The 13,820-nt window shown below is 63.5% G+C and carries 12 protein-coding genes; 9 read left to right on the top strand and 3 right to left on the bottom strand.

Annotation, left to right across the window (positions count from 1 at the left end; genetic code table 11):
- Positions 1-6: 6 nt before the first annotated feature.
- The 5 genes from sucD (at position 7) to AC1RTQ_RS17080 (ending at position 3,446) form a co-directional block, all read left to right on the top strand.
- Entirely contained in the window at positions 7-906 is a 900-nt protein-coding gene (gene sucD / locus AC1RTQ_RS17100; protein WP_003064739.1) for a succinate--CoA ligase subunit alpha, read from the top strand.
- 145 nt (positions 907-1,051) lie between these two features.
- Positions 1,052-1,744: a TerC family protein gene (locus AC1RTQ_RS17095; protein ID WP_492877458.1), complete on the top strand. Its 693-nt coding sequence runs from the start codon at positions 1,052-1,054 to the stop codon at positions 1,742-1,744.
- A gap of 142 nt (positions 1,745-1,886) precedes the next feature.
- Complete coding sequence (locus AC1RTQ_RS17090; RefSeq protein ID WP_302092629.1) at positions 1,887-2,321, top strand: MerR family transcriptional regulator; 435 nt, start codon at positions 1,887-1,889, stop codon at positions 2,319-2,321.
- Positions 2,321-2,755, top strand: a complete 435-nt coding sequence (locus tag AC1RTQ_RS17085) for a PaaI family thioesterase (protein WP_492877456.1) — start codon at positions 2,321-2,323, stop codon at positions 2,753-2,755. Before AC1RTQ_RS17090 ends, AC1RTQ_RS17085 begins: the two co-directional genes overlap by 1 nt.
- 121 nt (positions 2,756-2,876) lie before the next feature.
- Positions 2,877-3,446, top strand: coding sequence for a dihydrofolate reductase family protein (locus AC1RTQ_RS17080; protein WP_492877454.1), 570 nt, complete (start codon positions 2,877-2,879; stop codon positions 3,444-3,446).
- Here the strand turns inward: AC1RTQ_RS17080 and AC1RTQ_RS17075 are convergent.
- On the bottom strand, positions 3,443-4,327 hold the full coding sequence (locus AC1RTQ_RS17075) for a DMT family transporter (protein ID WP_492877452.1): 885 nt from the start codon (positions 4,325-4,327) through the stop codon (positions 3,443-3,445). The two genes, AC1RTQ_RS17080 and AC1RTQ_RS17075, sit on opposite strands and share 4 nt — an antisense overlap.
- 232 nt (positions 4,328-4,559) lie before the next feature.
- On the opposite strand from AC1RTQ_RS17075, the gene pyrF reads away from it, so the two are divergent.
- The 3 genes from pyrF (at position 4,560) to AC1RTQ_RS17060 (ending at position 7,503) form a co-directional block, all read left to right on the top strand.
- Positions 4,560-5,387 carry an orotidine-5'-phosphate decarboxylase gene (gene pyrF / locus AC1RTQ_RS17070; RefSeq protein ID WP_302092625.1) on the top strand — a complete coding sequence of 276 codons (828 nt, stop codon included), beginning with the start codon at positions 4,560-4,562 and terminating at the stop codon, positions 5,385-5,387.
- A 19-nt stretch (positions 5,388-5,406) separates the two neighbouring features.
- A complete protein-coding gene (locus AC1RTQ_RS17065) occupies positions 5,407-6,315 on the top strand; it encodes a LysR family transcriptional regulator (protein ID WP_302092624.1) in 909 nt (302 codons plus the stop codon).
- Positions 6,316-6,519: 204 nt separating this feature from the next.
- Positions 6,520-7,503, top strand: coding sequence for a Bug family tripartite tricarboxylate transporter substrate binding protein (locus tag AC1RTQ_RS17060; protein ID WP_492877449.1), 984 nt, complete (start codon positions 6,520-6,522; stop codon positions 7,501-7,503).
- 201 nt (positions 7,504-7,704) lie between these two features.
- Here AC1RTQ_RS17060 and AC1RTQ_RS17055 read toward each other — a convergent pair whose 3' ends face one another.
- Both AC1RTQ_RS17055 and uvrA read right to left on the bottom strand, forming a co-directional pair.
- Positions 7,705-8,877 carry an NAD(P)/FAD-dependent oxidoreductase gene (locus tag AC1RTQ_RS17055; RefSeq protein ID WP_492877447.1) on the bottom strand — a complete coding sequence of 391 codons (1,173 nt, stop codon included), beginning with the start codon at positions 8,875-8,877 and terminating at the stop codon, positions 7,705-7,707.
- 54 nt (positions 8,878-8,931) lie between these two features.
- A complete protein-coding gene (uvrA, locus tag AC1RTQ_RS17050) occupies positions 8,932-12,000 on the bottom strand; it encodes an excinuclease ABC subunit UvrA (RefSeq protein ID WP_409812039.1) in 3,069 nt (1,022 codons plus the stop codon).
- A gap of 393 nt (positions 12,001-12,393) precedes the next feature.
- Here uvrA and AC1RTQ_RS17045 point away from each other — a divergent pair, with 393 nt between their 5' ends.
- Positions 12,394-13,566, top strand: coding sequence for an MFS transporter (locus AC1RTQ_RS17045; RefSeq protein ID WP_492877538.1), 1,173 nt, complete (start codon positions 12,394-12,396; stop codon positions 13,564-13,566).
- Positions 13,567-13,820 lie beyond the last annotated feature (254 nt).

The raw sequence follows: 13,820 nt of genomic DNA, 5'->3' as shown, positions 1-13,820 counted from the left end.
AGAAACATGTCGATCTTTATCAACAAAGACACCAAGGTCATCACCCAGGGCATTACTGGCAAGACCGGTCAGTTCCACACTGAAAAGTGCCAGGAATACGCGAACGGCAAGAACTGCTTCGTGGCAGGCGTGAACCCCAAGAAGGCTGGCGAAAAGATTTTCGACATCCCAATCTTTGGTTCCGTCAAGGACGCCGCCAAGGAAACCGGCGCTACCGTGTCTGTGATCTATGTGCCTCCCGCAGGTGCTGCCGCTGCCATCTGGGAAGCTGTTGAAGCCGACCTGGACCTGGCCATCTGCATCACCGAAGGCATCCCCGTTCGCGACATGCTGGAAGTGCGCAACAAGATGAAGGCCAAGGAAGCTGCCGGCGGCAAGAAGACTCTGCTGCTGGGCCCCAACTGCCCCGGTCTGATCACGCCTGACGAAATCAAGATCGGCATCATGCCCGGTCACATCCACAAGAAGGGCCGCGTGGGCGTGGTGTCCCGCTCCGGTACGCTGACTTACGAAGCCGTGGCTCAGCTGACCGAACTGGGCATTGGCCAGTCCTCCGCTGTCGGTATCGGTGGCGACCCCATCAACGGTCTGAAGCACATCGACGTGATGCGCGCTTTCAACGACGATCCCGACACCGATGCCGTGATCATGATCGGTGAAATCGGCGGTCCCGACGAAGCCGAAGCTGCCCAGTGGTGCAAGGCCAACATGAAGAAGCCTATCGTGGGCTTCATCGCTGGCGTGACTGCGCCTCCCGGCAAGCGCATGGGCCACGCAGGTGCCCTGATCTCCGGCGGTGCCGACACCGCTGACGCCAAGCTGGCCATCATGGAAGAGTGCGGCTTCACCATCACCCGCAACCCTTCCGAAATGGGTCGCCTGCTGCAAGGCCTGCTCAAGAAGTAAGCCCGTGCAAAAGTTCGTGATGTCGCGTTGAATTTACGCAGTATTACGAACTGGCAAGATGGGCTTCGAGCCCTAAACTGCCTCCACTCTTAAAAGAAAGCGCCGCGCAATGCGGCGCTTTCATATTCAAAACAGTGGAGTCATCATGGAAATGCTCAATAGCGCCGATTTCTGGATCGGCCTGGTGAAGATCATCTGGATCAACATCATCCTCTCCGGCGACAACGCCGTGGTCATCGCACTGGCCGCGCGCTCTCTTCCCCCTGAACAGCAAAAGAAAGCCATCATGTTTGGCTCCGGCGCCGCCGTGGTGCTGCGTATCGTGCTGACCGTGGTGGCTGCCAAGCTGCTGGAGCTCTCCTTCCTGCAGGTCGTGGGCGGCTGCCTGCTGCTGTGGATCGGCTATCAACTGCTGACTGGCGAAGAAGACGGCGATGGCGAGTCCAAGGGCCATGGCTCCATGATGACCGCCATCCGCACCATCCTGATCGCCGACCTGGTGATGAGCCTGGACAACGTGATTGCCGTGGCCGCCACCGCCCAGGGCAACATGGTGTTGCTGATCCTGGGTCTGGCCATTTCCATTCCCCTGGTGATCTTCGGCTCCACGCTGATGATCAAGCTCATGGAACGCTTCCCCGTCATTGTCACGCTGGGCGCTGCGCTGATCGGCTGGGTGGGCGGTGAGACCATCGTCAACGACAACCTGCTGCATGGGTTCGCATTGGCGCACCCCTGGCTGCACTATGCCGCTGCTGCAGCAGGCGCCGTGCTGGTGGTCGGACTGGGCAAGTTCATGCAAGCCCGTGGCGAGAAGAAGGAAGTGGCGACGGCCTGAGCGCCCTGCGACGGCTTTGCCAAAAAACGCACTGTGCAAGCACAGTGCGTTTTTTTATGGCCGCAGCACGGACGACAAACTGTGTGAACATGGCTGTGGACCACAACCTTCGTGTAACCCCAGGCTTGTTAGCCTTGTCGCCATGCAGATATCGGAACTTGCCAGCCTGTCGGGTGTGTCCGTGCACGCCATTCGCCACTATGAGAGTCTGGGCCTGATTGCCGCCGCCCGGCGCCCCTCCGGCTACCGCGAGTTCGATGACAGCGTGATCCGCGAGCTGCGATTCATCGCCATGTCGCGGCAATGTGGCTTCTCCCTGGCGCAGATCGCCGAAGTGCTGCCGGCCTATCGTCGCCAGACCCTGACGGCGGCCCAGATGATTGCCAGGCTTGAGGAGCGCATTGCCGAACTGGATGCGGAGATTGCCCAGCGGCGCGCACTGCGCAAGCACCTGGTTTCACACATCGCGTGGTTTGGCGAGCGCGAGCCGCAGCCAGCCTCGAAGCCAGGATTTCCGCGGGTTCGCGCCCGCGGCAGTGACGAGGCCGGTTCATCCGGTCGGAGTAGGAGGAAGTGATGACAGCTCAGAACGAGAATTTCGCCCGTGACGTACAGGCCCTGGTACTTTCCATGCCGGTGGCCCGGATGCTGCAACTGCGCTTTGAGCGCATAGAGCCAGGCGAGGTCGATCTCAGCCTGCCCTATCAGGAAAGCCTGAGTTTCAGGCCCGGCCAGTTGCAGGCAACGCCCGTCTTTGCCATCGCGGACTTCGCCGCCGTGTCGGCCGCAGGGACGCTGCTGCCGGCTGGCTGGTTCAATGCCACCGTGGACTGCAGCATCAAATACCTGGCGGCAGCCAATGGCACGAGCTTGCTGGCCCGTGGCCGTGTCATCCAGGCCAGCAAGCTGCTGACCGTGGCCCGGGCGGATGTGTTTTCCTGCAGCGAAGGCCGGGAGCTGCTGTGCGCCACCATGCTGGCCACGGCGCGGAACCTGGCCCCTGCACAGTAGGGGGCCTTTCGGTGCTGTAGCGCCTGCATGGTGGATGCTGGATGCTATCGAGATTGATTTTTCTCCATAGCGGGTCTGTAACCGACCGAGTCAGCGCCTTCAAGGCAAACTACAGTCCATCATGAAGACCCAGTACTACACCGCTTGCAGCCTGGATGGCTTTCTCGCCACCGAAGACGACTCTCTGGACTGGCTGTTTCCCCTGGGCAGCCTGACGGAGTCCAGCTATCCGGGCTTTATTGCGCAGGTCGGTGCGCTGGCCATGGGCTCGGCCACCTATGAATGGATGGTCCGCAACGCCGATGCCGTAAAGCAGGAGACCGGCGCGGCCTGGCCTTATGCGCAGCCTGCCTGGGTTTTCTCCAGCCGTCAGCTGCCGTTGATAGAGGGCGCCGATGTGCGCTTTGTCAGCGGCGATGTGCGGCCCGCGCTGGCAAGCATGAGAGCTGCAGCCGGCGACAAGAACATCTGGATCGTGGGCGGCGGTGATCTGGCGGCTCAGTTCCATGACGCGGGCCTGCTGGACGAGGTGATTGTGCAGATTGGCTCGGCCACTCTGGGCCGTGGCAAGCCTTTGTTTCCGCGCCGCGTGCTGAGCCCCGTGCTGCAGCTGCAGTCCGTGCAGCAGATGGGCACGGGCATGGCGGAGCTGCGCTACACCGTGTGCAAGACGCAGCTGCCTGGGAATTAACGGCTGTTTTTGGCAGGCCAGAGCACCGAGGCAATCGCCACCACCATCAGACAGACGGCGGTCCAGTCCTGCCAATGCAAGACCTCGCCCAGCCACCCGGCACCCACAAAAACGCCGAGCACCGGAATCATCATCACGCTCAGCGTGGAGGCCACGGGCGGCAGGCTGCGAGCCAGATAGAACCACACGGCCTGGGCAAAGCCCAGCACCAGGATGCCATTGAAAGCAATGGCCGCCAGCGCGCTTTGGTCGGGCATATGCCATTGTTTTCGCTCGAAAACAAAGGCCAGTACGGTCAGTACCACGGTGGTGATGGCCACCATCCACAGCGACAGCGTCATCAGCGGCACGGGCGCCTCGGTGCGGCGCAGCAACTGCGTGCCCCAGGCCCAGCCGGCGGCTGCAATCAGCATCAGCATCACGCCCAGGGGCTTGCTGCCCAGAGCCCCAACCTCGTGCCACAGCAGCAGCAGCACGCCGGCGAAGGCCGCTCCCACGCCCGCCCAGGCGCGTGCGCCTAGCCGGTCCTTGAAGAACAGGCTGCCGAACACGGCCGAGAAGATGGGCATGGTGTAGCCCAGAATCGCCGCGCGCCCGCTGGACAGCGTGGGGATGGCGATGATGATCAGGCAGTGCCAGAGCACCATATTGAACAGCGTGAGCTTGGCCAGCTGGCCCCAGTAGCTGCGCGGTATGGCCAGCGGCAAGCCCCTGCCGACGACAAAGAGGGCCAGAATGGGCAGGCCTATCCACATGCTGACCATGCGAAAGCTCAGCGGCGGGAAATGCTGCACGCCGAGCTTCATCACCGGCCAGTTCAGGCCCCAGACGATGGTGAGCAAGACGAGAAGAACGAGCTGTTTGGGCGTGAACGACGGCATGGGGCTGGATTATCTCCCCCGGAATGATCTTCTCCCCCTGTGGCGCTTACGCGCCTTCCCCCTCTCTCCACGCGCTGCGCGCTAGGGGAGGGGGACGACAGCCTCGCAGCGGGGCGGCGGGGCCGCCTAGGCCCTTGCTCGCTGTCTCTTTGCTGGTGTGTGCCAGATTTGACGCCTTGCTGCAAAACCTGTGGCAAGGCTTGGAAGGGGCGAACAATTAAAATCACGCTTTATGACTTTTATCGACATGCTGCGCGACGCGTCCACGCGCAATGACTCCATGCTGTGCGTGGGTCTGGACCCTGAACCCAGCCGTTTTCCTGGCGCCATGCAGGGCGATGCGTCCAAGATCTACGACTTCTGCGCAGCCATCGTCGATGCCACCCATGATCTGGTCAACAGCTTCAAGCCCCAGATCGCCTACTTTGCCGCCCATCGCGCCGAAGACCAGCTCGAGAAGCTGATGGAGCACATGCGTCGCGTGGCACCCCATGTGCCCGTCATTTTGGATGCCAAGCGTGGCGATATCGGCTCCACAGCCGAGCAATACGCCAAGGAAGCTTTCGAGCGCTATGGTGCCGATGCCGTGACGCTTTCGCCCTTCATGGGTTTCGACTCCATCACGCCCTATCTCAAGTACGAGGGCAAGGGGGCTTTTTTGTTGTGCCGCACCTCCAACCCCGGCGGTGACGACCTGCAGGCCCAGATCCTGGCCGATGTGCCCGGCAACCCCCATATGTTCGAGCATGTGGCCAAGCTGGCCCAGGGGCCCTGGAACACCAACGGCCAGCTGGGCCTGGTGGTGGGTGCGACCCGTCCCAACGAGATCGAGCGCGTTCGTGCCGTGGCCCCCACGTTGCCGCTGCTGATTCCCGGCGTGGGTGCACAGGGCGGCGATGCCGTGGCGACCGTCAAGGCCGCCCGCATCGGCGGCGGGCCCATCATCATCAACTCCTCGCGCGCCATTCTGTACGCCGGGCAGGGCGATGACTTTGCCAAGGCTGCACGCGAAGCCGCCATCGCTACGCGCGCCACGCTGCAGGCTGCAGCCCAGAGCTGAGCCAAGGTAGGCTCTGGCCATGCAAAGCAAATGGCTGGAAGACTTCCTGCTTCTGGCTCAGGAGCGCAGCTTCACCCGTGCGGCAGAGCTGCGCCATGTCACCCATCCTGCCTTCGGCCGGCGCATTCGTGCGCTGGAGGAATGGGCTGGAACGCCGCTGATCGAAGCAGGTGGCGGGCCGGTCCGTCTCACCCCGGCCGGTGAAGCCTTTCGCGACACCGCCGAGCAGATGGTGCGCACCCTGGCCCAGTCGCATGACGAGCTGCAGGCCGTGGCCGGCCGGCAGGCCCATGTGGTCACGCTGGCCACGGGGCGTACCCTGGCGCGCACCATCGTGGCCGACTGGCTGGCGCGCTACGGCAGCGTGCTGCAGACGGCACAGATGCGCATCGTTACCCGCACACTCGACGAAACCGTGCACATGCTGCAGCGAGGCGAGGTCAGCTTTGCCCTGCTCTATCACCATGCAGCCATTGCGGTTCGGCTGGATGGCCGTCAGTTCAGCTATCTGACGGTGATGAGCGACAAGCTGGTGCCCGTGGCGCGTGCCGATGCCGAAGGCAAGCCCTTGTTTGCACTGGCGCAGGCCCTGCTGCCCGGTGCCAGCCCCGTGCCTTATCTGGCTTTCTCGCACAGCATGGCGCTGGGGCGGCTGGCTGAAGACCATCTGGCCAGCCATCCGTTGTGGCCGCGTCTGCGCCGCTGCATCGAATGCGATTCGGCGGATGCCAATTACGAGTACGTGCTCAAGGGTCTGGGCGTGGCCTGGATGCCCTGGTCCATGGTGCAGCGCGACTGCCAGGACGGTCGTCTGGCGCTGGCCGGGGATGGCAGCCTGGACGTGCATTTCGATGTGCGGCTTTATCGGCCCAAACGCCGCTTGAGCACCGCTGCGGAGCAGTTCTGGACGGATATCACGGGCCGGTAAATGAGCAGTCACTCCTTTTTTGCCTGCGGCCAGACTTGAAGCTGGAAAAACAACAGTGGGTATCGGACTCCTGGAGGTATGGCTCCCTCTCGATGTGCTCAAAACGCATTGATGTGCTGAAATGGCACGGAAATGTGCCAGATCGGCACCGAAAGGTTTTCTCCGTATTCGGACAATTGCCTCATACAGATTCGGAATAGTTTCATGCAGAACACAAACATCCTCCGCCGTACCGCCATCGCTGCGGGCCTGCTGCTGGGCGCTGCCGCGGCAGTCCCAGCCATCGCCGCCGACAACTATCCCAGCAAGGCCATCACCATGGTCGTGGGCTACCCGGCCGGTGGCAGCACCGACCTGGTGGGTCGTCTGGTGGCCGACGGCCTGGCCAAGCAGCTGGGCCAGCCCGTGGTGGTGGAAAACCTGGGCGGTGCCGGTGGCGCCATCGGTGCGCAAAAAGTGGCCAAGGCCCCTGCCGACGGTTACACCATCATGGTGGGTGCCAACAATGAGCTGGCCATTGCCAGGCTCATCAACAAGGCCGTGAAGTACAACATTGGCGACTTCACTCCCATCGGTCTGGTGGGATCCCAGCCCATGGTGCTGGTCGCCTCGCACAAGGCGGGCGTGAAGAACGCGGCCGAGTTCGTGAGCCTGGTGTCCAAGAACCCCGACAAGTTCAGCTACGGCAGCTCCGGCGTGGGCACGGCGCTGCATCTGGCCGGCGAGCTGGTCAAGGAGCAGGGCAAGCTGCAAATGACCCATGTGCCCTACAAGGGCGTGGCTCCGCTGACCACCGACCTGGTGGGCAACAACATCGAGTTCGGCGTGTTCGTGCTGTCCTCGGGCCTGCCCCATATCAAGGCCGGCAAGGTCGTGGCCCTGGGTACGACCGAAGCCAAGCGCTCGGCCATCACCCCCGATATTCCTGCCCTGTCCGAGCTGCCACAGTTCAAGAACGTGGACATCAACAGCTGGTTTGCGCTGATGGCCCCCAAGGGCCTGCCCGCTCCCATCGCCGCCAAGCTGAAAAAGGCGCTGCAAGAGACCATGGCTTCGCCCGAGTTCCGCAAGAAGATGGAAGAGACCGGCAATGTGGTGGCCGATCCCAAGGTGGATGCCGGCAAGTACATCAACACCGAGATTGCCAAGTACGCAAAGATTGTTCAGTTCGCGCATATCGAGAACTGATCTGACTTTGACTGGCGGCGGCCTGGGGTCGCCCCGGTTGGGAAACGGCTTGTGTCTTTGGGGCGCAGGCCGTTTTTGTTTTTGTGCTTTTTCGGTGTCGTGCTTGATTTGTTGGTAGGGGCCGGGGCGAACTCCCGGTCTCCGCCCTGAAATAAAGCAAAAATCAGGCTATAGCGCAGTCCCGCAAAGCACAACCAGCTATCAATTCTGAGACGCCAGCTGACAACGCGCAGGCGACACGGCCCCCACATTCACCCTCTGCGCGGCCAGCGCCGCATCCAGCGTTTCGCCGAGCAGCAGATTGCGCGCCAGCAGGCTGTAGCCGGCGGCGCTCTGGATGCCATAGCCGCCCTGGGCGGCCACCCAGAAAAAGCCCGGTACGGGCGTGGGCGAGGCATCCCAGCCGATCACCAGCTCGCCATCGGCGACAAAACTGCGCAGGCCGGCCCAGGTATGCGAGGGGCGGCGAATCTGCAGCGTGGTGGCTTCCTCGATGTGATAGATGCCGGTCGCAATGTCCAGCTCCTCGGGCACCACATCGTGCGGTGCCACGGGGTCTGCATTGGCCGGCGAGCCCAGCAACTGGCCGGCGTCGGGCTTGATGTACCAGTTTTCATCGGCGCTGATGATGGCGGGCCAGTGCGTGGCATCCACGCCTTCGGGAGCCGGGAAAGTGAAGGCGCTGCGGCGCTTGGGCGTGATGCCGATGGGAGCGGCGCCCGCCATGGCAGCCACGGCATCCACCCAGGCCCCGGCGGCGTTGACGATGACCTTGGCACGAAGGCTCAGTCCCTGGGGCAGGGCGAGATGCCAGCAGTCGCTGACCCGGGTGATGGCCTGGACCTCGGCGTTGCACCACAGGTCGCCGCCGCGCTGGCGCAGGCCGCGGATATAGCCCTGGTGCAGACCGTGCACGTCGATGTCGCGTGCGCCGGTGTCCACAAAGCCGTCCACCAAGACCTCGGTGTCGAGCACGGGAACCAGGGCCTTGAGCTGTGCGGCGTTCAGGCGCTGGGCATCGGGGGAGTGAACCCGTGCCTCGGCGTAGGCAGCATCCACCAGATCCCTCTGATCGGCCGTGCCCACATAGAGCACGCCGCGCGGCGTGAGGATGGGGGCTTCGGCAAAGCCGGCCGGCGGCGCATCGTAGAAGGCGCGGCTGGCGCGGGTCAGGGCCTGAACCTGGGCGGGACCGTAATGCTCTTCAAACAGCGCTGCCGAGCGGCCGGTGGTGTGATAGCCGGGCTGGGATTCGCGCTCCAGCACCAGCACGGAAGGCGGAGTATCGCCACCCGACTGCGCCAATTGCCAGGCGGCGGATGCACCGGCCATGCCCGCGCCCACGATGACGAAATCCCAGACATCTTTTTGCATTGCTTCTCTCCTCGGTGTAGCCGGTCATGGCCCTGCATGGCTGGCTGAGCTTGGTCAGTCCTGGCCTGTTGTCGATCTGGCTCTGGATTTGGCGGGCGCCTTGTCCAGATAGGGCTTGAGGTAGCGGCCCGTCACGCTGGCCGGGTTGGCCGCAACGTCCTCTGGAGTGCCCTGGGCCACGACCTGGCCGCCGCCCGAGCCGCCCTCGGGGCCCATGTCGATCAGCCAGTCGGCGGTCTTGATGACGTCGAGGTTGTGCTCGATCACGACGATGGTGTTGCCCGCATCGCGCAGCTGGTGCAGCACTTTCAGGAGCAGGGCAATGTCGGCGAAGTGCAGGCCGGTGGTGGGCTCGTCCAGTATGTAGAGGGTGCGGCCGGTGTCGCGCTTGGACAGCTCCTGCGCGAGCTTGACGCGCTGGGCCTCGCCGCCCGACAACGTGGTGGCGCTCTGGCCCAGGCGGATATAGGACAGACCCACGTCCAGCAGGGTCTGCAGCTTGCGTGCAATGCTGGGCACGTCCTTGAAGAAGGCGTGAGCGTCTTCGACCGTCATCTCCAGAATCTGTGAGATGTTCCGGCCCTTCCACTGCACTTCCAGCGTCTCGCGGTTGTAGCGCTGGCCGTGGCAGAGGTCGCAGGGCACGTAGACATCGGGCAGAAAATGCATTTCCACCTTGACCACGCCGTCGCCCTGGCAGGCTTCGCAGCGACCGCCCGAGACGTTGAACGAGAAACGCCCGGGGCCGTAGCCGCGCTCCTTGGCGGTATTGGTTTCAGCCATCAGCTCGCGGATCGGCGTGAACAGGCCGGTATAGGTTGCGGGGTTGCTGCGCGGCGTGCGGCCGATGGGGGACTGGTCGACGTTGATGACCTTGTCGAAATAGTCGATGCCCGCGATGTCGTCATGCGCCGCCGGCTCGGTGCCTGCGCGGTGTATCTGGCGTGCCGCTTCGGCATACAGCGTGTCGTTGACCAGGGTGGACTTGCCCGAGCCGGAGACGCCGGTCACGCAGGTGAACAGGCCGACGGGGAAGTCCACCGTCACGTTCCTGAGGTTGTGGCCGCGCGCGCCTTGCACGGTCAGCGCCTGCAGGTCGGTGCGCGCCTTGCTCGCGGACTCCCGCTTCTTGGCGGCAGTGACGGGAAAGCGCGATGTACTCTGGACGGCCTCGGCTTCACTTTCCTTGCGCAGCACGGGCAGCCAGGCGGTGCGCTGCCTGGGCACGGGAATGCTCTGTACGCCGCTCAGGTAGCGGCCTGTGGGCGAATCGGGGCAGGCCTTGATGTCTTCGTAGCTGCCCTGGGCCATGATGCGACCGCCATGCACGCCGGCGCCCGGGCCCATGTCGATGATCTGGTCGGCCGCCCGCATCATGTCTTCGTCATGCTCGACCACGATCACGCTGTTGCCGATATCGCGCAGGTGCTCAAGTGTCGCAATCAGCTTGTCGTTGTCGCGCTGGTGCAGGCCGATGGAGGGCTCGTCCAGCACATACATCACGCCCGTCAGGCCCGAGCCGATCTGGGAGGCCAGGCGGATGCGCTGGGCTTCGCCGCCCGAGAGCGTGTCGGCGCTGCGATCCAGGCTCAGGTAGGACAGGCCGACATCGTTGAGAAACAGCAGGCGCGAGGCGATCTCGCGCACGATCTTGTCCGCAATCTCGGCCTTGGCTCCGGCCATGCTCAGCTGCTTGAACCAGCCCAGCGCATCGGCCAGCGTGGCATGACTGACTTCATAGATGGAGCGGGCCTGCTCGCCATCGCCCACGCGCACAAAGCGCGCTTCCCGGCGCAGACGCGTGCCTTCACATTCGGGGCATTTGCGAATGCTGCGCAGCTTGGCCAGATCGTCGCGCACGACCTGGGATTCGGTCTCGCGGAAGCGGCGCTGAATGTTGGGGATGATGCCTTCGAACGGGTGCGACTTGATGAAAGCCTCGCCCTTGCGATCGCCGCTCTCGAAAACATAGTTGAACTCCATGGACTCGTCGCCCGAGCCGAAGAGAATCACGTTGCGCACTTTCTCTGGCAGCTCCTCGAACGCCGTCTCGGTGCTCACGCCATAGTGTTTGGCCACGCTCTCCAACATGGAGAAGTAGTAATTGTTGCGCTTGTCCCAGCCCCGAATGGCGCCGCTGGCCAGGCTCAGCGACGGGAAGGGCACGACGCGGTCGGGGTCGAAGGCCTCGCTGTTGCCCAGGCCGTCGCAGGCCTGACAGGCACCCATGGGCGAGTTGAAGGAGAACAGGCGCGGCTCCAGCTCGGGCAGGGAGTAGTCGCAAAGGGGGCAGGCGAACTTGGCGCTGAACAGATGCTCCTTGCCTCCGTCCATCTCCAGCGCGATGACGCGGCCACCGGCATCGGCACCGCCGGCGCGCAAGGCGGCCTCAAAGCTCTCGGCCAGGCGCTGCTTGACGTCTTCGCGCACCTTGACGCGGTCTATCACCACATCGATGTTGTGGCGCTCGTTCTTCTCCAGCTTGGGCAGGGACTGGGCGTCGTAGATCTGCCCGTCGACGCGAAAGCGCACATAGCCCTGGGCCTGCAGCTGCACGAAAAGCTCGGCGAACTCGCCCTTTTTCTCGCGCGCCAGGGGGCCGAGGATCATCAGCCTGGTGTCCTCGGGAAGCTGCAGCACGCTGTCCACCATCTGGCTGATGGTCTGGGCCTGCAGCGGCAGATTGTGGTCGGGGCAGAACGGTGTGCCGGCACGGGCGTAGAGCAGGCGCAGATAGTCGTTGATCTCGGTCACCGTGCCCACAGTGGAGCGCGGGTTGTGGCTGGTGGCCTTTTGCTCGATGGAAATGGCGGGCGACAGGCCCTCGATCAGATCAACGTCGGGTTTGTCCAGGCGGCCCAGAAACTGGCGTGCATAGGCCGAGAGGCTCTCCACATAACGGCGCTGGCCTTCGGCGTACAAGGTATCGAAGGCCAGGCTGGACTTGCCCGAGCCCGACAGGCCGGTGATCACCACCAGCTGGTTGCGGGGAATGTCCAGGTCGATGTTCTTGAGGTTGTGCGTGCGTGCGCCGCGAATGGCGATGCGTGTCTGCGCCAGAGAACGGCCTAGGTATAGGCTGTCATCATGGACTTCAGATGGCGAATCAGGCTTCAGGGACACGGGCGCTCCAGACGGGGGAAAACTCTCCATGATAGTCAGACGGGAATGAGCGTGACTAGGGTTTGTTGAAATTTGGTCGCTGCAACCCAAAGTGAAGGTGCATGGCCGCGACCGCCACTCGTCGTTGCGCTCCTTGTGCGTGTGGCACCCGCACTGCGTCAGGCGCCTGGATTGGCAATCGGCCCAATACCTTCGCGACTCCGCGCAAACCTCAATAGACCCTAATGGATCCAGGTTCACGGACAATCTATGGTTTTATTTCCTCTCTTTTGCCCGGCAGTGATTTAGTTAACCTGGGCATAAGACTTTGACTCTTGGCAAAATCTGAGCGTGAAAAAAATCAATACATCCCCCAGCGCGGGCACGCAGGGCACGGACAAATCCACCACCACCATGACCTCCCAGGAACGCCGCTCCAGCGGCGCCCTGGCGCTGATCTTTGCGCTGCGCATGCTGGGCCTGTTCCTGGTGCTGCCTGTCTTCATGCTGGAGGCGCGCAAATACCCGGGTGGTGACGATCCGGCCATGATCGGCCTGGCCATGGGTCTGTATGGCCTGACCCAGGCCCTGTTCCAGCTGCCCATCGGTCTGGCCTCCGACCGTATCGGCCGCAAGCCGGTCATCGTCGCCGGCCTGCTGGTATTTGCGGCGGGCAGTCTGATTGCGGCCATGGCCGACTCGCTGACGGGCCTGATGGCGGGGCGTGCCATTCAGGGCGCAGGCGCCGTGTCTGCCGCGGTCACGGCCCTGCTGGCCGATCTGACGCGCGATGGCGTGCGTACCAAGGCCATGGCCCTGGTGGGCGGCAGCATCGGTCTGATGTTTGCACTGGCACTGGTGCTGGCACCGTTGCTCAACGCCTGGATCGGGCTGTCCGGCATCTTCGGCTTGACCTGCGCGCTGGCGCTGGCCGGGATTGCCGTGGTTTTGTGGGTGGTGCCGCCCGAGCCCAGGCAGCATGCCAATGCGCCCAAGGGCCGATTCAGCGAGCTGCTGGGCCAGTCCGATCTGCTGCGCCTGAACTTCGGCGTCTTCATTCTGCATACCGTGCAGATGTCCATGTGGGTTGCCGTGCCGGCCATGCTGGTACAGGCGGGTCTGGCCAAGGAGCAGCATTGGCACATCTATCTGCCGGCCGTGCTGCTGTCCTTTGTGGCCATGGGCCTGCTGTTTTCCATGGAGCGCAAGGGCAGGCTGCGCACTGCCTTGCTGGGGGCCATCGGTCTGGTGCTGGTCGTGCAGGTCGGCCTGGGCATGCTGGCCGCCAGCGGCACCATTCCGACGGTCTGGTGCATGGCGCTGCTGATGTTTCTGTTTTTCTGCGGCTTCAATGCTCTTGAAGCCACCCAGCCAAGCCTGGTCTCGCGCATGGCGCCGGCGCCGCTGCGCGGTGCGGCCTTGGGGGCCTACAACACGCTGCAGTCGCTGGGGCTGTTTGCCGGCGGCGCTGTCGGTGGTGCAGTCGCCAAATTTGCCGGCGTGCCGGGCCTGTTCGTCATGACGGCTGTGCTCGTTGCCCTGTGGCTGGTCGTGACCTGGCCGCTGCGTCCGGTGGGGCGTCACTGACTTACAGCAACACCGCCTGAGGCGCTGTGCGCCTAGGCGGCCCCGCCTTCCCCCTCTCTGCTACGCGGAAGGGGGACGCAGTCCTCGCAACGGGGCTGCCCTTGCTCGGCTGCTCGCGCGCAGTGGCCCCTTTCCTGCTGGGGCGCCATGTATCGCCGTGATGGGATATCGGGAAATCCCGAGCTCTTCATGGCTGGCTTGGGGCAAAATACGAGGTTCATTGGTTCGGGACCTTTCGTAATTGCCCGAGCCAC

The organism is Comamonas sp. GW821-FHT11H03 (assembly GCF_058807955.1).
This window is presented reverse-complemented; position numbering and strand designations above follow the sequence as displayed.

Coding starts and splice junctions, on each gene's coding strand:
- AC1RTQ_RS17080 (WP_492877454.1), top strand. CDS start 2,877: ATGAAGACCCAGTACTACACCGCTTGCAGCCTGGATGGCTTTCTCGCC.
- AC1RTQ_RS17085 (WP_492877456.1), top strand. CDS start 2,321: ATGACAGCTCAGAACGAGAATTTCGCCCGTGACGTACAGGCCCTGGTA.
- AC1RTQ_RS17075 (WP_492877452.1), bottom strand. CDS start 4,327: ATGCCGTCGTTCACGCCCAAACAGCTCGTTCTTCTCGTCTTGCTCACC.
- AC1RTQ_RS17090 (WP_302092629.1), top strand. CDS start 1,887: ATGCAGATATCGGAACTTGCCAGCCTGTCGGGTGTGTCCGTGCACGCC.
- AC1RTQ_RS17055 (WP_492877447.1), bottom strand. CDS start 8,877: ATGCAAAAAGATGTCTGGGATTTCGTCATCGTGGGCGCGGGCATGGCC.
- AC1RTQ_RS17060 (WP_492877449.1), top strand. CDS start 6,520: ATGCAGAACACAAACATCCTCCGCCGTACCGCCATCGCTGCGGGCCTG.
- AC1RTQ_RS17095 (WP_492877458.1), top strand. CDS start 1,052: ATGGAAATGCTCAATAGCGCCGATTTCTGGATCGGCCTGGTGAAGATC.
- AC1RTQ_RS17065 (WP_302092624.1), top strand. CDS start 5,407: ATGCAAAGCAAATGGCTGGAAGACTTCCTGCTTCTGGCTCAGGAGCGC.
- sucD (WP_003064739.1), top strand. CDS start 7: ATGTCGATCTTTATCAACAAAGACACCAAGGTCATCACCCAGGGCATT.
- AC1RTQ_RS17045 (WP_492877538.1), top strand. CDS start 12,394: ATGACCTCCCAGGAACGCCGCTCCAGCGGCGCCCTGGCGCTGATCTTT.
- pyrF (WP_302092625.1), top strand. CDS start 4,560: ATGACTTTTATCGACATGCTGCGCGACGCGTCCACGCGCAATGACTCC.